Here is a 20,078-nt window from a genome sequence, read left to right on the forward strand (position 1 = left end):
GAAGCGGCCCTAAGCCGCGCAATTGCCCACGTTGGCTGGGACGAGAATTGCATCGTCCCAGAGCCGCTTCAGAAGCCCAATCGCCGCCTGATCGCCGATGACGGCTGACCAGAGCTGGACAAGTTCGGCCGCGGTCATGTTGCGGGGCATGTGCGCAAGCAGCATGCCGATTGGCACATTGCCGATGAAGGCGATCGGCCTCGCCAGCCGAGGATGGCGCAAGGCTGTCTCCTCGTCGATCATCTGTCCACGGATTACCGGTTCCGGCGCAAGGCTTGCCGATGCGTCGAAAACGAGCGCGGTATCCAGAAGCAGAGGGCGATCCGCCTGGCGATGCCGTGCCTCCGCCTTGCCTTCAGCTCGGGCGAGCCAGAATGGCGTTGGCGTGACGGCTGCTTGGCGCGCGTAGTGCGCGGCCGAAGCGCGCCGATCCCAGTCGAGGGCCTCCCGCGTGCGGTCGAGATGAAACGCTTTGACCGCACCGAGTCTGCCTGACTGCCGCAGCATGGTGTTGACCGCGATAGCCCCCTGCTCGGCCGAAACGATCGCCTTGGTCATGCCCTGCGACGACAAGGGGTCGATCGTGAAGGCCGCATCTCCCACCGCAACGAAATGGTCGTCGACGCAAGGCTCAACGATGGTCGGCGATGCGTCGCAGACTGTGACCGGATCGGCGAGCGGTGCTCCGGCCAGATGGCCGAGCAGCGACGACCCGGCAACCAGCCGACGGAATCCGTCCTCTATCGTGGCCTCCCCCGCAAGCGCTGGATGGTCGGGTGCGGCGAAGGCGGTGACCTGATTGCCGCCGGTGAGCGGTGCCGCCCAGAACCAGGCATGGGCGGTCGCCTCGACGCAGCTCCTCGCCGCAGCCACGGGCAGGCTGAACTGGCCCGTCACGGCAAGCGTGACCGGAGCGAGGCGCTGGCGCCGGCCGCATCTCGGCCCGTGCCGCCCGCCGGCAAAGATCGCCAGCTTCGCCTCGATCCGCACCTGCCCTTCCGGGGGATCCGCCTCGACTAGCCAGCCCACCCCGTGCCGGCGGAGCCTGTGGACGGATGCACCGGCTATGACGACGACACCGCATTGGACGGCCTTGTGCAGCAGCGCCGTCCGCACAGCGGTGCGACGGACGATGATTGCTTCGGCGGCAGGGGTCTCGGCGGCCTCGCCCGCCCAGCGGACGCATGTCGTGGCCGATTGCGAAACGCGCGCATGGGCGATGCAGTCGGCGATCCCCAGCCGTTCGAGCACGACCAGCGAGCCCTTGGCAACGGACTCCACCACGCGCTGTTCGCGCGCCTCCCTCTGATTCAGCAGACAGACGTCGAGTCCGAACTCAGCCAGACGGCGGGCAGCCACCGTACCGCTGACGCCGCCGCCGATGACGATGCAGTCGAAGCGTTGCCGGACCGCCATCGACAGTCGGTCTCAGACCGGCCTGATCGGGGCGGCACCGAAAAAGTCGGGACGGCGTGCGCTAAGCCTGACATAGGCTGCCAGGCAATAGGCAAGCCAGCCGCGGATGAAATCGCAGGCCGGGCGTCCGCGATGGATCACTTCGTGATGGCAGCCGCCGCCGCACAGATAGCGGGCACCGCAGCCCGAGCAGGGCTCCTGGCGATGCACATGGCGATCCGACAGCCATTCACGCCGGCGGGTCTCGTCCGGCCCAAGAGCGACTGTGCCCATTGCGCCAGAACTGTCGTCGACGAAGCGATGGCAGGCGAAGTAGGCGCCTTCGGCCGATACGCCGAGATAGCCGCCGCCGGCCCCGCACCCATAGGGCCGATGCGTGCCGCGATGGATTTCCCGCATGGCGTTGACCATGTTGAGGAAGGGGTAACGACATCCTTCGATCACCGCTTCCTCGAACGCGCCGCCGCAGGCAATCATCTGCTCAAGCATGGTCTCGAGCGCTGGTGTATCCATCTCGCCGCGCCGCGTCGGCGAACTCAGCATCGGCGAGAAACCCACGCTGAAGAAGCCGCGATTGATGAAATCCTCCAGCGTGCGCGGCAGGTCGAGATTCCCCGGCGTGACGGTTACCCTGGCGGACACCTGCATGCGGCGCTGCCTCTCCAGCAGCGGCGTGACACGACGGATAATCTCGTCGAAGGAGCCGCGGCCGCCCTTGTAGGAACGCTGCGCGTCGTGGACCTGGCCGACGCCGTCGAGGCTGATCGTCACCGCGAAGCCATGCCGCTCAAAGAATTCGCCGTCGTCCGGGCGAATCAGCGTGCCGTTGGTGGTGATCGAGAAGTTGACCTGGACGCCCTTTTCGTCCGCCGTCCGCTCGGCATGCTCGGCCGCCGCGCGCAACACGTCCCGGTTGACCAGCGGCTCGCCGCCGAGGAAAGCGATGTTGACCCGTTCGCCGGGCGTCACACCGCCGATGAGCGCGTCGATCGAGGCCTTCGCGATATCGAGGGGCATGTTCTTCGGCCGGCCACCGAATTCGCCTTCCTGGGCGTAGCAGTAGGTGCAGCCCAGATTGCATTTCTGCGCGACGGCAAGCGATATCGCATGCACCGGAAACGGATCAATCGCGGTGTCGTCGATAAACCGCTCCGCGTCGAGCTGATGCTGAGCGAGCCAGTCCGACAGGGCGTCGTCGTCGTTCGCGCGGCCGAGGAAGGAGCCCAGCAAGGCGTCGTCAATTCCGTACAGGCGCGAGCCGTTGGCAAGGAACAGGTGCGGCTGGCCGTCGGCATGAAAGGTGAGACCGGCTTTCGACCAGCGCGGCGCCGCTGGGGCAGGGGCTTTCGTGTCGGCTTCGGTCCGCATCTCAGGAAGCCGATCCATCAGGCGAATCCTTGCTCCTGAAAACGAACTGGAACTTATTCTCCCAGCCCTGCATCACGTCCTCATGCGCTAGCAGGTTCGTATCCACCAGCGTATAGAGTGGCTTGCCGTCGGCGTTCACGCGGGCGACATTCAACCAGTTGTGGCCGGTGGTGTTCGCCGTATCGGCATCGGTGATGTTTACATAGTCGGGCCGGTTGGCGGCCCAGTAGTAGCAGGCGCAGCCGATATAGTCGGTCTGCCATGGCGAACAGAGGCTCTCAGTGATCTCGCCCGGCAGGCTGGTGTCGCGCTTGATGAGGAGCGTATCCGGCTCAAGCAGCCGGTTCACCTTCAGGCGGAACGGCCCGACGCGACGCCCGTCGCCCGCCGGTTGGAAAAAGCATTCGACGGTCTGTGCGGTGCCGCCCTTCTGGGCATGGATGTCGGCCAGCATATTGCTCCATTCGAACAGGATGAATGGGCTACCGCCGTTCGGATCCTGCAGCGGGCCCTGCACCTGCGTGAAGGTCTGCCTGCCGTCAATGGAAAGGAACAGGCCGCCAGCCACCGCGCTCAGCGGGGTGGCATCCGGCCCCTGCGAGACGATGTCGCCGCCACTTGCGGTGACCGCCGCCTCATCGACCGAGATCACCTGAGCGTTGTGCTCGAGCACCTCGATCCCGATGAAGAAGCGTTTCCAAACGTTCTGGAAGTTGAATTCCAGACCTGGAAAGAAATTGCCGACGGCGTCCTCGGGGTGTGAAGCAGGAGGATTGCCCCGGCCGTGGAACTGCATCTCCGCGGTCACGTTCTTGGCCTTGATCGTAGGCATCCGCATTTCCCCCTGTCAGGTTTCGTTCTCGCCGCGGACACGGCTCATGATCGGGCGCGTGGCGTTGGCAAAGTCCAGCGGCTCTGGCAGGGCCACAGCCGCTGGCGCTGCCGCTGGCGGCGCTGCGTTGGGGTCGGCATGAGCGAGCTTGGCTATCATGCGCCGGGTAAGCACCAGCTCGACGCCCTCATTGCCGCGCATCATCGCCGGCATCTTGCGGCGGCCGGCATCCGTGAGGTCTGCGGCCTCTTCGGGCAGCCGCACGACAGCCATACCATTCGGGAACGCGCCGGCGAGGTCCGGACTGCGCAGAGCGCGGTCGACGACCCTCTTGTGCGTGCGCAGGGCGAAGTTGTAGCTGGCCTGCTGCGGTGGCCTGAAGATCGGTTCGAAGCGCCGATTGTAGGAGCCCGCCTCCTGGCCCGGCATGTTGTTGAAGAACGCCGCAACGTCCGCGACCGGATTGTCGCCATTGTGTACCGCCGTGTTGATCTGCCGCATCGTGTCGAGACCGCGGCGCAGGATGTCGCGCACGTCGGCGAGCAGCGTCGCCTGCCCGGCCGCGTCCGCCGGAGCGGCGACGGCGGGTCCCAGCGCCATCTGCTCGATCTCGTCGGCAATGGAGCGCACCGGCAGTGTGTCGGGCGCGAAATCCGGAACGGCCGACGCGAAGCGGGCATAGGCGCTGAAAGTCTGGCCGCCGAGCGTCAGCGTCACCTCGGCGATGCCGTCGCAGGAATCGTCGAGATAGCCGTGGCTGAGCTTCGAGCTTTGGCCGACGCCGATCGTCTCCCCCTGGAAGATGTCGCCTGGCGCGGTCACCGCCGGTGTGCCCGGCTCGTTCAGGAAGTAGCGGTCCCACCGGCCCGACCGTCGCGGCTCGGGATCCACGGAGGTGGCACCGAAATAGACGTCGTCGCTGGTCAAAGGATCGCCGGCACGCGGCCCAAAGACCAATCCCTTGCCAGGCGTAAAGCGCAGCCGGATCTCGGGGAATGCGGCCGTCGGCTTGATGAAGCGAACATCGCCCACGGCGATGGTCTTGCCAGGCTTGAAGTTGGGGGACCGGCCGACAAGCGTATGCCGCGCGTGGTCTGAGAAGTTCCCGCTGTCCGCCGTGACCTTGTCGCCCTCGACACCGGTACGACGGAACACCTTCAGGTTGGCCGCTCTGACACGCCATGAGATCGATGCCAGCGAGCCGCCGAGGTCGGCGAGGTCCTGCAGGGTCAACGGCGTCAACTCATCGCTCCCGTCGAACTGCGCCCAGACCTCGAGGAAGGGCGAAACAGGCTTGATGCGCCCCTCGCTGTCGCGGAAGACCACGCTTGCAGGCGTGGTCGCCGCGCTGATCTCGCCAGTTGCCTCGTCGACCGAAAGCGTATCGGCCGGCACGATGACGCGATAGTCCGACGTCTCCGCGCCCGCCGCGTCGCGCGGCAGCTCAAGGGCATAATTGTCCATTGGCGAGGGCGACGATCCAAACCGTGCGATCACCATGGGTGGGAGGATGCGTAGCTGCCGCAAAACCTTGGCCATGGATGGTTCTCCATTCATGCGGCCAGCCTGCACGCCGCCCTGTCAGGTTAGCCCCAGGGCCACAGGGCGAATGTGAAAATTGCCACCTCGTCCGCTTCCGCATGGCCTACCCGGCCTTGAAGACGATGCGGCTCTGCGCGACGTTGTCGACGACGATGCGAATCAGATACGGCCCCGGCGATACCGGTCGGCCGTCGCCGTCGTTCATATCCCAGTGGAGGCTGGCGGGGTTGCCAAACGGCGCCTCCATTGGGTCGACTTTCCACACGAGACGACCGTGTACCGCCCACGCCCTCACAGTCACGCGGGAGCGGGCGGGGAGATGGAGCCGCGCGGCGAACGCGGCAGATGTCTCGGTGTCCCGCGAGGCACGCGCTGCCCTGCGTGCCGCCAGCCGTTTGGTGGATAGCGTACTAGCAGGGTCGTTCAGGCTGTAGATCGTATCGCCCGCCGCGAAGACGATACCGTTCGGGTGGGTCACGAAGCGGCTGATGCGCAGGCCCGCGTGGTCCGCCCTTGCCCAGTTCATGCCGCCGTCTGTGGTCGACAGGCAGTGGCCGCTGGTAAAGGTGCTGTCTCCCCAGCCACCGACCCAGCCGACATTCCTGTCGACGAAGCAGACGCCGTCGAGATTGGTCTGCCCTTTGACCGGCAGCAGACGCCATGTCCGCCCGCCGTCGTCGGAAACCAGGATGCCATCGTGCCTGCCACCGAGCGAGACCGCAATGCGTCCGTCCGCCGAGACACTGAGCTTACGCGCCGCGCCCTTGGCGGGCAGGCTCAGGTCCACGGCATCGTGCCAGCTCGTGCACGAATCCCGTGTCTCAAGGACGACCGGTTCTAAGCTTCCTTGAGCGCAGCCCGGAACCAGTCGGCCGCCGACAACCCAGCCATGGCTTGCGTCGAGGAAGCGGACGTCCGAAATCACGGAAGCGCGACGGGTGAGGTCGACGGTCGCCCAGCTCTCACCTCCGTCCCGCGTCCAGACGATCGCCGCCTTGTCTGTGGGATATGCGCCCCCGGCGAGCACGACCGTGCTTTCGTCGACGACGCTCAGGCAGGTGATACGCTGCGGTTCCGGCGGCAAATTATTGACCGAGCGCCAGGTCGCTCCGCCGTCGTGCGTGCAAAACAGTCTTTGCTCCGGCGTAAGCGTGCCGACCCATCCGACCACGGTTCCGGCAAAGCCGACGCAGGAAAGATAGGCTGTCGGCAACAGCGCCTGCTCAAACCAGTTCAGGCCGCCATCGACCGTCGCGACGATCTGGCCGCTGGCGTTGATGGCCCACCCGTGTCGCTGACTGGCGAAGCAGATGTCCGGGGTCCATGCGCTTTCGACGGGCGCGGCCTTCTGGAGCCAGCTGTCTACGGGGTCGTCGAGCAAAGTACGCCTTTCGAACGGCAGGTCCAATCTTGAGGGACTATGTGCCGCATCGGCGTTCCACGAGGTGGCGATTGTCACATTGGTCCTCCCTGCGCACAGGCGGGCCGCGGAGTCACTGACCGGAGGGTGGCAATTTTCACATTGCCGTCGGAGCAGGGCTCCTAACATTCGAGCGAAGTCTCGCTGCTGCACGGCTAGGACGGTGGCATCGACCCCGCCGACAAAGCCGAACTGAAGATGGGCTGATCCACTCGCCGGTCGCAAGATTGAGAGCAACACCATGGTTCGAAAAACCAGCAAATCGGCTACGACAGGGTCACCGGGTCCACGGCCGCCCAAACAGCCGCCATCTGCTGTGCTGGACGACAATCCGGCCGGTGCGCCGTTCATCCCGCAAGGCTCGGGCGCCATCGGCGGTACCGCCGAGGCTGCGGCGCCACCGCCCGAAAGCCTTCTGGTGGAGGTGGAACTGACGACCAACGCGTCGTCGATCGGTGCCGTGCTCGCCGCGGACGCCTCTGCCTTCGCGTCCGGCAGCACCGCTGGCGCGCGGGCCGATACCGCGCTCGCCGAGGTGTTGCGTCAGTTCCAGGTGATCGACGCACACCAGGTATTCACCCCCGAGCAGAACCACGCCGACGAGGCGCGACTGGCGTCCGTCAGGCAGGCTGCTGTGCTGGGCGAGGCGTCGCAGGAGCGGGTAAGCGCGCTGGAGCGGCTGTCCCCGTTGTCGAATTTCGTGCGCCTGCGGTTTCCGGCTGACACATCGGCAGCTGCGGTGACGGCAGCGCTTAGCCGCGTTCCGGATGTCGCGCGTGCTGTCGTTGTGCCGAAGGCAATGCCGCCCATGCTGGCGTTTAACGCCCCTGCGCCAGCGGACCCGCTCATAGGCAGCGGCTTGCTCATCGTTGATGGTGCGACCGGTCTGGAATCGCAGTGGTACCTGCATCGTACACGCGTTCCGCAGGCCTGGCGGTACACGCGCGGCGCAGGCGTGGTTGTTGCGGATATCGACTGGGGTTTCCGCACATCACACCAGGATTTCGGGAGCGGATTCGAACAGACCTACAATGCCGTAGACGGCAGCGCCAACGTCACCCACGGTGCCAGCGCAGGCCACGGCACGGCGGTGATGGGCATAGCAGCCGCGCGCGCCAATGGCGTCGGCATGGCCGGCTATGCGCCGGAGGCGAGCCTTTGGGGCATCCAGGGCGACAGCGGGACAGGCATACCTATATTCCAGGAACCGTGGGCCGAGGCGATCGACTTTGTGCGGCGCCAGCCGGATGCCCGCCGCAAGGTCATTATCCTCGAGGTCCAGACCGGGCAGGGCGGTAACTACGAACAAGTGCCAAGCGTCGCCCGCGCGATCCGGGCGGCGATTGCCGACGGTTGTGTTGTCTGCGTGGCTGCGGGAAACGGCAACCGTGCCGCCGACCGCACCGATGCCGGCGATCCGTTCGATCCCACCGGCTCGATCCTGGTCGGCGCCACCGCCTACGATCCGGTGCTGAACAAACGTGCATGGTTCAGCAATTTCGGCAGTCGCGTCTCGATGTCGGCGCCAGGCGATTCCAGCCATGATCTGACCTGCGCGAACGAGAGCGATAGTGCCTATCGCAATGGCTTCGGCGGTACCTCCGGCGCTACGCCGAAGGTGGCCGGCACCGTGGCCTTGATGCTGTCGGTCAACCCCGCTCTCACGCATGACGATGCGCGCGACATCCTTGTCGGAACCGGCGCTTCGCTCGTCGAGGACCCCGGCAAACCGATCGGGATGTTTCTCAACGCGGAGGCGGCGGTGGCCGAGGCATTGCGGCGCCGCAGCGAGTCGACGCCCGCTACGGCATTGCTGACGCCGCAGGGTGAACCGGCGCCGGAGCCACCGCCGACCACGAGGCTGGAAGGGGTACGCCGGCGTGTCGGTCAGATGTCGCTGCCGCGCGACACCGGCGGGCCGCTTTCCTGGAACGAGACGGACGAAGCCGTGGCAAATGCGCCGGCGGCCATGCCGGAGCTGGGTCAGCCGCCCGCCGGTGATAAGACACTCAGGCTCTTCCGCGAAAGTGTCGAAGGCACGCTCACCCAGGACGACCGCATCCTGATCGTAAGCCAGGCAATCCAGATGCTGGATAATTTCTATGTCCATCGGACATTGAAGGAGGCGGTGCACGCGGTGCGGCCAATTCAACGGCTGCGGGTGCTGCAGCGCCGTCTGCAGACGGAGGGCAATATCCCCTCTGCCGAGCGCGACGAACTCGCCTTCCATAATACGCTCACGCAGATATTCAATTCGGTGCGCGATCTGCACACCAGCTATCAGCTGCCGCGACCCTACCGCGACTTCATCGCCTACTTGCCTTTCGAGGTCGCCTGGTTCCGGGAGAATGACCGCGACCGGTATCTCGTCACCCGTGTGGTGCCGGGCTACGGTTTCGAATCCTCCGACTTCGCGCCCGGCGCCGAGCTGCTGTACTGGAACGGCATGGCGATCGGCCGTGCGGTGCGCGCGAATGCCGACCAGACGGCCGGTGGCAACGAGGCTGCGCGCCATACGCGGGGCGTCAGCGCGCTGACTATTCGCCCGATGAACACCGCGCTTCCTCCTGACGCGGATTTCGTCGACCTGGAGTTCGTGCCGCGCGACGCCGATCCGAAGGACAGCAGCGCGCGACGCAAGATGCGGCAGGACTGGTTCGTACGCTTCGCACCGTCGACCTCGGCGCCGGCCGAACTCACGTCGTCGGCGCCCGTTGCCCCAGCCATGGTACCCGCGAACATGGCGGTCGCAGCTGCGGCGCGGTCATCGCTCGACTTGGGCCGCCACAGCACGCAGCGGTCGCTCGACATGCTCTACGGCTTGCCGGGCGCCGGGGCGCCCTTGGCGGCCGATTCGCCGCCTCAGGTTGCTGCGGCCGCAGCGCAACCCGTGCGCATAGAAGCGTTCTCGGCGGTTCTCGGGCTCGACACAGCGGCCGATTCGGTGCGTGAGGCTCGCCAGCTCATCTTCGATTCTGCCTCGCTCAAGAATCTCCAGGCGGCCGCCATCGGTGACGAGGCCGACGGCATCCGAGGGAGCAGTTCTGCTGGCTCGGTAGAGGACACACTCGACAGCGAGGAGATCAAGGTCAAGGTGACGTGGGCGACGGCGTTTCGGGCGAGGACGCTCGGCATTGACGGCAAACGGTTCGGGCACATCCATGTCCGCACCTTCAATTCCTCGGATGCGGATGGGTTCGTCGAGGAATTCGTTCGGCTGCTCCGGCAGATTCCGGACAACGGCTTGATCATGGACGTCCGTGGCAATGGTGGCGGCAATATCTGGGCGGCGGAGCGGCTCTTGCAGACGCTGACCGCGCGGTCGATCGAACCCGAGCGGATGCAATTCGTTTCTTCTGCGGGGACGCTCGATCTCGCCCGCAATAATCCGGCTACGTCGTCGATACCTCTGAACTTGTGGCGACCGTCCCTGGAGGAGGCGGTGGAAACCGGGGCCACCTATTCGCGCGCCTTCCCTCTGACGTCGCTGGACAGCTGCAACGCCATCGGCCAGCAATACTATGGTCCGGTCGTGCTGGTCGTCGACGGCAACTGCTATTCGGCCACCGACATGTTCGCGGCAGGCTTTCAGGACCATCAGGTCGGCAAGGTACTCGGCGTCGCCAATGCGACCGGAGCGGGGGGCGCCAACGTTTGGCCGCACTCGCTGCTCACCCAGGCGCTGCCGGCCGGCTGGGGTCTCAAGCCGCTGCCCAACCAGGCCGGGATGCGGGTGGCGATCCGGCAATGCCTGCGTGTCGGTCCGCGCGCCGGGGCCCTGCTTGAGGACTTCGGCGTCGTGCCCGACAAGGTCCAGTTCCCGTCCCGTGCGGATCTGATGCTCGGCGACATCGAGCTGTTCAAGCGTGCGGCGGAGCTGCTCGCGGAGAGCGGACCGCGCAGCATCCGGATCGAAATCGGTGCTCCGCAGGCCGGCAACACCGGCAGGCGCGCGCTGACAGTGACGACGCGCGGCTTGAAGCGGTTGGATTTCTTCATCAACGACCGTCCGGAAGGCTCCGTCACCCTGACGCCCGACGCCGCCGGCAACGCCACGCTCTCGCCGGCGATCGATATCAATGCCCGCTTCAGGTTGGTCGGCTACGCCGAGGTGAGCGATCGCGATCCAGCGGCCCTGTGCCAAGGCCAGGTCCCGTGACGGCGCCGGCAGCCATGATGGCCCTGCCGCCGCCCGGGCGCGCATCTGTCTTGCGACGGGGGCTACAGTGAGCATCACCCGCGAGCAGCAGCGCTTTCCGACCCGCAACTATCCCTATCAGGCAACGACGCTCGGCGCGGCGCCAGCCGACGCGGCTTTGCAACAGGCCGTCGACAAAAATGTCCTCTATCGGCGGATCGCTGGGCTGGACGTCATTCCGAGCCCGATGACCGCCGAGGAATTGCTGGGGCTTGACGACCCGCTCGGCCGCCTGCTGCGCTCGGGCAAGCCTTTTCCGCTCACGCTGCGTGCGCTTCTTGCGGCGATCGACGCGCTGGCCGGTACCTCGGACGACTTGCCGCAGCAGCTCGTCTTCCTGGTCGCCGACGGCGGGCACATCCCGTGGACACCCGAGACCGACCGGCTAAGACGCGGCTTCCGATTCGCGATCGCCCGGGGAGCGAATGATTTTCCGCTCCTGATTTCGGCCAGCACATTGATCGAGTCCGACGTCAACCAAGCCTTTCTGCAGATCATCGGCTGGGACACGACCCACAGCGTGTTCAATTTCTACGAGAGGCGAGAGGGAACTTTCTTCTGGGCCGGCATGTCGGAACACGCCTTGCGGGACGAAACACGCGGACAGCAGGGTCCATTCGACAGCCATGTCAACGGCGCCCCTGTGATGAAGGAACTGCGCCCGCCCTGGGTGCATTGGCATTCGACCCAGGCCGGCATCAACGCAGACGCGTTGGCGCCGAACGACAGCTTGCGCGCCGAGCCGCTGTTTCAAGCACGCGTGTCGGCCGAGCGCTTGGAACGCGAGGTCGTGCGCCCCGGAATAGCGCGCTGGAACCAGAGGCGTGTAACCAGGGCGGTGGCGCCCGACGGCGCCTGGCAACATGTCGACTGGTTCATGCGGCAGGTGGTGACCGAGACGACGGTCAATCTGGTCACGGCTGATCTTGCCAGCCATATTCTCACTGACGAAACGCCGCTCGAATTGCCGCTGTCATTCTTCCTCAACCGCGACGTGCTGTTCGATACGCTGTCTCTTATCCCCGCGAACCCGGACATCGCCAGGATCGTCATCCCCGGAAAACTCTACCGCGACTGCCTGCGGCGCTACGATGTCCATCGCTTCGACGGCGAAATGCGTGTCGAAGGTGACACGCATTTCGCCTTCCTCGTCCCCGAGGCCGCCTTCGAAGACACCAACCTGATCGACCAGATGGTGCTGAAAGGCCTCGCCAGTGCACGCCTGATCGCCGCCATCTCGATGACGGACTTCTCCAATCCGGTATTTTCCGGCCGCCGCGCCGCGCTACTGAAGCATACACCGGCCAGCGTGCATAGCCCCGACCCCGCGGTGGAACTGGAGACGCGATTCGTCGCGGCGGTCGAGGGCGCCGTGGCGGCAGCCGGAGAGGCGGCGTCGGCCGACAGCCCGGAGCGCGAATTCCTGTCAAACTGGGAGACAGCCGGCTTCACAAACGCCTTTGCGGCGAGGATCGGCGATTATCTTGCCGCACTGCAGTCGGGTGTGGATGATCCTCAGGTCGTGGACGGCTGGTTCCGCCTTGCCGAATACCGGCGGCGACGCTTTCGCGGCCGTCCCCTCGCGGAGTTCCGCTTGACCACGCCGCGCACGAACATACCGGAAGATGCACCCGCCATGCGCATGACCGTCGCCGGTCGAGCCGAGGCTATTCCATCCCTCCAAGCACCACCACCTTACGTCTGAACATCGCAACTGATTTGCTGGGAGACAAAAACGCCATGCCTCGATTCGATCCGCCCGGACACCTCGACGACCTCGACGACGCACAGAAAGAAAACTGGAGCGCCAAAGTCTCCGCTTGGTTCGATTCGGCTCGCGCCGGAGATCCCGGTGAGAATGACGGGCCGCGCGCACAGTTCTTCAATCCACTCGTGAATCCGCCGGCGGAAGATGCGAAGGTGGCGACCATCGCCTGGAACGCCTTTCCGCGCCAGGTGCGCAGTTCCTCGTTGAGCGAGGTCCAGCGCTGGCGGCGGGCCGACGCCAGCCGTGACGTTCAGGACGAATATTGCGAGTGGAGCGTCAGCCGTGATCCGGCAACGGGCAAGATCGTCCGCGTCACCTTCACCTGCGAGCCGCCCGAATACTGGAGTGAGCTGGCGTTGGTGAATCCCGAAAAGGTGCTGGCTCTCTACCGCCAATTCGTCTCGCCGCAGGTCCAGCATGAGGACCTGTTCGTTGCCGGCCAATATACCCCGAAGAACCGCTACAACAGCACCACCACGAACGGTGCGATGCACCTGATCCAGCAGGCAAACACGCTCACCGCAGAGATCTGGCTCGCTGCCGCGGCGACCATCCGGCGGCTGAGGGACGCGCAGGAAATCACCGACGCGCAGGCATTGATCCGCTGTTCGCTCTACGGCTCCGAGGGGCGCAACAGCGATCCCTTCATAGGCGAGCAGGTCAATGCGCTGGCAAGGCAACGTGCCGACATCACCCTCAACAACCCGGTCGGCCTATACTTCCACGAATTCAATCCGGTGGGGTGGACGACGCCGGACAATGAGGACCCGCGCACCTTCTGGAGCTACGTCCGCGGCAGTGACGGACACTTCGTCCGCGCCGTCTTCGAGGTGCCGGCCGGACGCGGCTACACCGTCGGCGACATCATGATAGCGAGCCGGCGCATCGACTTCGGCGGGCAGGTCGCGGACTTCGTGACGATGAAGCTGGAGGGCCTGGCAACTCGTCTCGGCCAGAGCACGGTCGCCCCTTTCGCCGGATGCCGCATCGTGCTGCCCGGTGCTGTCGCTTCGGCCGTACCCTTGGCGCCGGAAGCGATTCCCGCCTCTGCTCTCGGCACCCGCACGCTGGCGGCGCTGTCGGATCCGGGCGCCGCGCGCTCGCCCAATCTCGCGCTGGCCGCCAATGCGCGGATGGAGACCTTGCTCCGGAGACTGCCGGCGGTGCTTCGCGGCGAACGGGAGGAAGACGACAGCGAAGCCGCACCGGCTGCCCTGATCCCTTACCCGAAGCTACCGCCGGAGCATTTCGCCACCCGGTCGGTCTCCGGCCGCATCATGGCGTTCGCCTCTCCCGATTCGACCTACGCGGTCACCAGGAAGCTGATCGAAAGCGCCCGGCACTCCATCGTCATTGGCATATACGACTTCAGCGCCTCCTACATGAAGGAGCATCTCAAGAAGGCGATGCGGCGAGGCGTGTCGGTCTCCTTAATGCTGGATACCAACGCGGACGACGATCCCAACCTGTTCGCGGAGCTCAGCATGCTCGGCGCCAATTGCGTGAAGGCGCCATCGCAAAGCGCCGGCAATCCGAACCGTTACTTCGGCAACGCCCACGAAAAGATCATCGTCGTCGACGGCGAGATCGCCATGATCCAGAGTGGCAACTGGTCGGAAAACAGCATCCCGTTTAACGAGGGCGACGGCGTCGTCGTCGGCAGCTTCGAGCCGGGCAACCGCGACATGGGCGTTGCGGTGCAGTCGACCGAACTCGCCAGGCTGTTCTCGGACCTCGTTGCGCGCGACATGCGCCTAGCGCTAGGTGAGCCGCCGGACCTGCCGCCCGCGGTCGTGGCGGAGGCCGACGGCGCCGCGGCGAGCGAGATGTTCTTCGAAGCCGCCCCGAGCGAGATGCCGGAACGGCTGTTTTCCAGCCTGACGATCACGCCCTCCGCACCGATCGCGATCACGCCGCTGGTGACGCCTGAAAATTTCCACGGCGCCATCCGCGAGCTCCTGCGCTCGGCACTCCGCAGTATCCGCATCGAGCAGCAATATATCCGCGGCGGCCAACCGGCCGTCGAGGAATTGCTCAGCGCGATCGGGGAGGCTCGTGCGGAAAATCCGGGCCTGGTTGTGAAGATCATCGTCTCGCCAAAGTACCTGTTTGGCGACAAGAAACAGAAGTTCGAAAAGGCCATGCGGGACTTCGGCTTCGAGTTCGATGAAAACTACCGGTATCTGTCGCTGCGGCACTTCGTGCATTGTCACAACAAGCTGGTCGTCGTCGACGACGAGAAGGTGCTGGTCGGATCGCAGAACTGGTCGACGACGGGTCTGATGTCCAACCGCGAGACGAGCCTGCTGATCGAACATGCCGGACTTGCCGCCTACTTCGCCGAAATCTTCGACTCGGACTGGCAGTCGAGCGAGCCCGCTGAAACGCCCGACGAAATCATCGCGCGATCACTGGAGGGTTTGCGGAACGCCGGCGATTTCGCAGCCGGAGGTGTCGTGGTGTCTTCAACCGGTGACTACCGCGACACGTGACCGGAAGCGAAGACTGTCGCCGCCCCAGGGTGATGAAACCTATGACTGAAGCGGCCGTGCTTTCGAAGCAATCTGACAATTAGAATGGAGATTCCCATGAGCGTGAAAGATCTGGCTTTTGCAAAGCTCTCAGCGATCAAGCCTTTGGAGGGGGTCTTCCCAACGGCGAGCGGACAGGCTGTTGGGGTACGAGAACAGTGGCGTGGTGTGGCCAGAAGCATGCGGGCACGCGACATGACGGTAGCCGAAGTCGACTCTCGCGCCGCGCTGGATTCCGAACTGTCTGCAGGCGATGTGGTCGAATCCGCCATGCCAACGCTTTCCGGATCGATCGAAACGGATGAACAGCTGGCAGGCTTCGCTGAGGCCGGCATCGGTTTCTTCCACGGGTCCGACAGCTACTCGCAAATGCCGCTGGCCCAGCGGCGGGACGTTGGAGGCAATGGGTCGGTATCCCGAGTGATGCTGGAAGGATCCAGAATTCTGCTTGAGCCGGAGCGGCTAATTCTGCGCTTTGAAGCAGGTGTTAAGGCCGCTGAGCGAAAGCGAATCTTCAAGAGACACGGATTGGTACTCGTCGGTTCGGATGGATTGCCGCCCGACACCTATCGCTTGGCCAACACCAGGGGCTTTGCCACCGCGGTAGCCGCAGAACTGATGCAGGAAGGCGTCGTCGTTTTCGCCGAGCCTGATTTCATCGAGCACATCGGAACACGCTATGTGCCCGGGGATCCCAGCTATCCCCAGCAATGGCATCATCCCCGCATCGGTTGCCAGAACGCGTGGGACGTAACAAAAGGAGAAGGCGTACGCATCGCCATAATCGACAACGGTTTTGACAAAGGTCATCCAGATCTGGCTTTCGGCAGTTTGTCCGGCTGGTACCGCCAAACCGCGGATTTCTCCGATGCGGACTTCATACGTGGTACGGCCAGCATGCCAGACCAAAATCACGGCACCGCCTGCGCGGGTATGATAGCGGCAAAAGAAGGCAACGGCATTGGAGGCTGTGGCGTCGCGTTCGGCAGCGAACTTAACATGATCGCATGTATGGGCGATCAGGTCGGAACGCAAAGTACGCTCGCACGCGCAATTGCTTACGCTGCCCAGCCTTCGCTGGAACCGGGAGGCGTGGCTGGCCAGGTTGGTGCTGACGTTATCTCGTGCTCGCTCGGACCCAACACGGCACTTTGGACGCTTCGACAAGTTTTATCGGACGCCATCGACTTCGCCGCAACGCAGGGCCGCCAGGGCAAAGGGGTCGCGATTTTCTGGGCATGCACCAACGGCAATTTCCCCGTCAGCTCGGATCAGGTCTGTTCGCATCCGAGGGTCTGTGCGGTTGGACGCTCGACATCGGCGGATACCGACAATGGCTCGGGCTTCGGCCCGGAGTTGGAGTTCTTGGCGCCGGGAGTCCAGGTCTTTATTCCGGCCAGCGGGGGCGGCTACGCAGCAACGACCGGGACGAGTTTCGCTGCACCTTGCGCAACAGGCGTCGCAGCGCTCGCCCTGTCGCAAAATCTTGCGCTCACAAGCACCCAGCTTCGAGATCTACTCCGATCGACATGTGACAAAATTGGGCCACTAAACTATGGTAATGGTAGAAATCCAAGGTTTGGATATGGGAGAGTGAATGCTGAGAAAGCTGTCGCAGCCGCGCCGGCAATCGTCTAGCATCATTCCGGCCCCCGTACAGGATGGTGATGTCAGACAAAGAGACTTCGGCTGAAAAGCTTGACGATCTTAAACGGGTCGAAGGCGTGTCTGCCGTCCCGCCTGGGCCGCCGGGAACAGTTGGAAGCGATCCAGGCCGAGCGCCGCAGGCGGTGTCGATGCTGCCACGTGACGATGTCGACAACTTCACCAGAGCTGGTTGGGCATTTGTCGAGTCGACATCGCGGGTGAACCAAACCGGCGCAAGGGCGGTTTTCAAGGACAGCGACGGTCACCTCAAGATCGATAGCGGCAATTTGAATGTGCGGTTCGCCGGAGAGGCGTCAGTTCCCGAAATTGAGAGTCTTCTGAAAGAGCACGGTCTCTTGATCAGGCGGCAACTGGGCTTTGCACCAAATCTCTACACTGTCGGTCCAAGTCAGGCCAATGCCGTCACGGATTCGGTCGAGACCGCCAAGTTGCTGACGACATCCCAGAAGGTTGAATACGCTGAACCGGTGCTAATCGAGGCACTTGGTGGGCGTAACCTAGCTCGATAACGCTTCTGCTATCGCGCGCGACAACGAAACCTCTCGGTACTGCTCTGACAGTAGTTTTCCGACGGAACGAAGCGACCTTGGGACAGCCGTCGAAGAAAAATTGATGGGCCTGCCCGCGTCCCATCGGCACCTGGCGGCCAAGCTCGAGGCCGCCGCCGGCGAATTGGGACCGCTTGCCGCCTTTGCTCGCTTTGATGTCGATGCGGCCGGTGAGTTCGCCGCCGCCGTCGAGCAGCAGCACGGGCGGGTTTCGATTTTGGGGCCATGACCTATCTTGCCTCTCACGCGGCTGGTCCACCATGACCATTGATTTTGCAACGAAAAATGCACTAGCTGGAGCGGTGACGGTACTTTTTCGAGTCGGCTGGGGGCGCCTCGAACGCCGCAAAGTGCAAAAATCGCCCGATTGGTCCCGATAGTTGGTGAAACCTCAAAATATTTTTTGCGGCGATTTTCCCTGTAAAATCAAAAGCGTAACTTTTTGACGGACCATGCGTCGGCTTTCGGTGCCGCAAGCAAGAAAAAACCCAGCTAGATCAATGGCCTAGCTGAGTTAGAAACAATCGAGTGGGGCTTGTTCTATAGGGAAACCTTATGACACTCATATCTATGCTGCGCGCGCTGCCAACAGCGAGTGGAGAGCCTCCGGCTTCAGATGGGTGTAGCGCCTCAACATTTTCCAGTCCTTGTGCCCAGTTACCAGCGCAACTTGTTCGATCGTGAATCCGGCCTCGAAAAGACGGCTCGTGCCTTCGTGACGCAAGTCATGAAAATGAAGGTCGTGGATGTCCAGTTCAGCGCACCCTAGACGGAAGGCGGTGCCGACTGACCTATGATTGAATGGGAATATTCGATCATCGTCATTGCTTCGCTTGGCCAGTCGCTCCTCGACAATGGCCCATGCGTCGTACCCAGTTGCCGCGAACAAGGGTATGCGTTGATTGTTCCCGTTTTTGTTTCGCGGGTCTTTCCGGTCACGGATGAGAAGCATCCGCGTGCGGGCGTCCATGTCGGACCACCGCGCCTTGCAGATTTCCTCCTGGCGCATCGCGGTTGCGACGGCGAAACGTATTATCTGACCAACCGGCGCTATTTGACGAGGATTTGCATCGAAGTGGGCGATGAGCCTGTCGAGTTCATCCTGGGTTGGCCTCCTGTCGCGCTGATTGCCCTTCCCAACGAGGCCAAGCCTCTTTAGGGCAATACGCGCGAGATCAACCGGTTCGACCTTGACGGGCAGGCCGTGCACCGCAGCGGCATGAGCCAGAATGAGTTTTACAAAGCCGATGTCGATGCCGAGCGTCATTGGTCCGGCACCTTGGGCGGCCCGGTCGCGCCCAAAACGAATGAGCCGTTCGCGATCGAGAGCCGCGAGGTTGCACTTCCCCAGATGTCTTTGGAGCAAATCGAGAGCCGCGGCCTTGGAGCGGCGAGGGGACTTGCCTACATCGCACATGTCGTCGATATGAAGGTCGATGAGTTCACCGAAAGTTTTCAGGCGGGCTATACGGGACTTGGTCGGCGTCTCACCACGATCGACTTGGCGCTCGGCTTCGGTTGCCCAGCGCCGTGCGTCGTCTCGGCGCAGGAAGGTCTCGCTGACGTAGCGACCCTTGCGACGGACTTGGACACGCCAGGAACCGGACGAGAGTTTTGTGTAGGTGGCCATTTTTTCGTGTGCGCTCTGTGTGCACTGAGAGATCGAAACGTGGCGAAAAGGGTCGTATTCTGGCGTAAATTCGTGTGCACTCGGCAGGTTCTAACGATTTGATGTTAAAGAAAAAATGGCGGAAAATCAAGAGCATAGACTGGCTATTGCACCCATGATGGATTGGACGGACCGGCATTGCCGGTTCTTCCATCGCCAGCTGACGAGCCGTGCGTTGCTCTATACCGAGATGGTGGTGGCTGACGCGGTCATCCACGGGGCGCGCGAGAGGCTGCTCGGCTTCGATGACGCGGAACATCCGGTCGCGCTGCAGCTTGGCGGCTCGGATCCGGTAAAGCTTGCCGAGGCGGCGCGCATTGGCGAAGCGTTCGGCTATGACGAGATCAACCTCAATGTCGGCTGCCCGTCCGACCGCGTCCAGTCGGGCACTTTCGGCGCCTGCCTGATGAAGGTGCCCGATCTCGTCGCCGAGTGCGTCGCGGTGATGAAAGCGGCGGTGACCATTCCCGTCACCGTCAAATGCCGCATCGGCGTCGACGAACAGGATCCGGAGCCCGCGCTCGATGCGCTGGCGGACGGGGTTTTCAAGGCCGGCGCTGACGCCTTGTGGGTGCATGCGCGCAAGGCGTGGCTGGAAGGGCTAAGCCCCAAGGAAAACCGTGACATCCCGCCGCTCGACTATGACAGGGTCTACCGGCTGAAGGCCAAAAAGCCGAACGAATTCATTGGTATCAATGGCGGCATTCAGTCGCTTGAGGAGGCGCGCGCGCATGTCGATCATGTCGACGGCGCCATGCTTGGCCGTGCCGCCTACCACACACCGGGCATTCTGGCTGGCGTGGATGCCGCCTTCTACGGCGCGAAGCCCGAGGCGTTCGATTTCGCCGCGCTGATCGATGTGATGGCAGATTATGCGGCGCGCCATATCGAGCAGGGCGGGCGGCTCGGCCATGTCACCCGCCATATGGTCGGACTGTTCCATGGGCTGCCCGGCGCACGTCGCTATCGCCAGATCCTGTCGACCGACGCAAACCGGCCCGGTGCCGGGCCCGACGTGCTGAAGACGGCTTTCGCAGCTGTCGAATTCGGTGGAAGGGCGGCCGAAGCGGCCTGATCTAGACTCTTGTTTTGACGCAATTCCCAAGGGAAACCGCTAC

At 63.8% G+C, this 20,078-nt stretch carries 13 protein-coding genes; 7 read left to right on the forward strand and 6 right to left on the reverse strand.

Features of this window, described 5'->3' with window-relative positions; all coding sequences use genetic code 11:
- Positions 1-9: 9 nt before the first annotated feature.
- From qhpG to AC56QX_RS23220, 5 genes are all read right to left on the reverse strand, one after another.
- Positions 10-1,416: a flavin-dependent monooxygenase QhpG gene (qhpG, locus tag AC56QX_RS23200; RefSeq protein ID WP_497110838.1), complete on the reverse strand. Its 1,407-nt coding sequence runs from the start codon at positions 1,414-1,416 to the stop codon at positions 10-12.
- 12 nt (positions 1,417-1,428) lie between these two features.
- On the reverse strand, positions 1,429-2,802 hold the full coding sequence (locus AC56QX_RS23205; protein ID WP_497110839.1) for a radical SAM protein: 1,374 nt from the start codon (positions 2,800-2,802) through the stop codon (positions 1,429-1,431).
- A complete protein-coding gene (locus AC56QX_RS23210; protein WP_497110841.1) occupies positions 2,786-3,592 on the reverse strand; it encodes a hypothetical protein in 807 nt (268 codons plus the stop codon). The genes AC56QX_RS23205 and AC56QX_RS23210 overlap by 17 nt, the downstream gene beginning before the upstream one ends.
- Before the next feature lie 39 nt (positions 3,593-3,631).
- Positions 3,632-5,155 carry a hypothetical protein gene (locus AC56QX_RS23215; protein ID WP_497110843.1) on the reverse strand — a complete coding sequence of 508 codons (1,524 nt, stop codon included), beginning with the start codon at positions 5,153-5,155 and terminating at the stop codon, positions 3,632-3,634.
- A gap of 106 nt (positions 5,156-5,261) precedes the next feature.
- Positions 5,262-6,617, reverse strand: a complete 1,356-nt coding sequence (locus tag AC56QX_RS23220; protein ID WP_497110844.1) for a WD40/YVTN/BNR-like repeat-containing protein — start codon at positions 6,615-6,617, stop codon at positions 5,262-5,264.
- Positions 6,618-6,894: 277 nt separating this feature from the next.
- On the opposite strand from AC56QX_RS23220, the gene AC56QX_RS23225 reads away from it, so the two are divergent.
- The 6 genes from AC56QX_RS23225 to AC56QX_RS23250 all read left to right on the forward strand — a co-directional run bounded on the left by AC56QX_RS23225 (position 6,895) and on the right by AC56QX_RS23250 (position 17,520).
- Positions 6,895-10,737, forward strand: a complete 3,843-nt coding sequence (locus tag AC56QX_RS23225) for a S8 family serine peptidase (RefSeq protein ID WP_497110846.1) — start codon at positions 6,895-6,897, stop codon at positions 10,735-10,737.
- 67 nt (positions 10,738-10,804) lie between these two features.
- On the forward strand, positions 10,805-12,481 hold the full coding sequence (locus tag AC56QX_RS23230; RefSeq protein WP_497110848.1) for a hypothetical protein: 1,677 nt from the start codon (positions 10,805-10,807) through the stop codon (positions 12,479-12,481).
- A 35-nt stretch (positions 12,482-12,516) separates the two neighbouring features.
- Positions 12,517-15,036 carry a phospholipase D-like domain-containing protein gene (locus tag AC56QX_RS23235; RefSeq protein ID WP_497110850.1) on the forward strand — a complete coding sequence of 840 codons (2,520 nt, stop codon included), beginning with the start codon at positions 12,517-12,519 and terminating at the stop codon, positions 15,034-15,036.
- 96 nt (positions 15,037-15,132) lie between these two features.
- On the forward strand, positions 15,133-16,713 hold the full coding sequence (locus AC56QX_RS23240; protein WP_497110852.1) for a S8 family serine peptidase: 1,581 nt from the start codon (positions 15,133-15,135) through the stop codon (positions 16,711-16,713).
- A 29-nt stretch (positions 16,714-16,742) separates the two neighbouring features.
- Positions 16,743-17,252, forward strand: a complete 510-nt coding sequence (locus tag AC56QX_RS23245) for a hypothetical protein (RefSeq protein WP_352893774.1) — start codon at positions 16,743-16,745, stop codon at positions 17,250-17,252.
- Between the two features lie 103 nt (positions 17,253-17,355).
- A complete protein-coding gene (locus tag AC56QX_RS23250) occupies positions 17,356-17,520 on the forward strand; it encodes a hypothetical protein (RefSeq protein WP_497110854.1) in 165 nt (54 codons plus the stop codon).
- A 339-nt stretch (positions 17,521-17,859) separates the two neighbouring features.
- On the opposite strand, the gene AC56QX_RS23255 is transcribed toward AC56QX_RS23250, so the two are convergent.
- Positions 17,860-18,921, reverse strand: coding sequence for a site-specific integrase (locus tag AC56QX_RS23255; protein ID WP_497110855.1), 1,062 nt, complete (start codon positions 18,919-18,921; stop codon positions 17,860-17,862).
- Between the two features lie 115 nt (positions 18,922-19,036).
- Here AC56QX_RS23255 and dusA point away from each other — a divergent pair, with 115 nt between their 5' ends.
- Positions 19,037-20,035 (forward strand): tRNA dihydrouridine(20/20a) synthase DusA, encoded by a 999-nt coding sequence (gene dusA, locus AC56QX_RS23260; RefSeq protein WP_497110857.1) that lies wholly within the window; start codon positions 19,037-19,039, stop codon positions 20,033-20,035.
- Positions 20,036-20,078 lie beyond the last annotated feature (43 nt).

This window comes from Mesorhizobium sp. RCAM 06353, assembly GCF_059683585.1.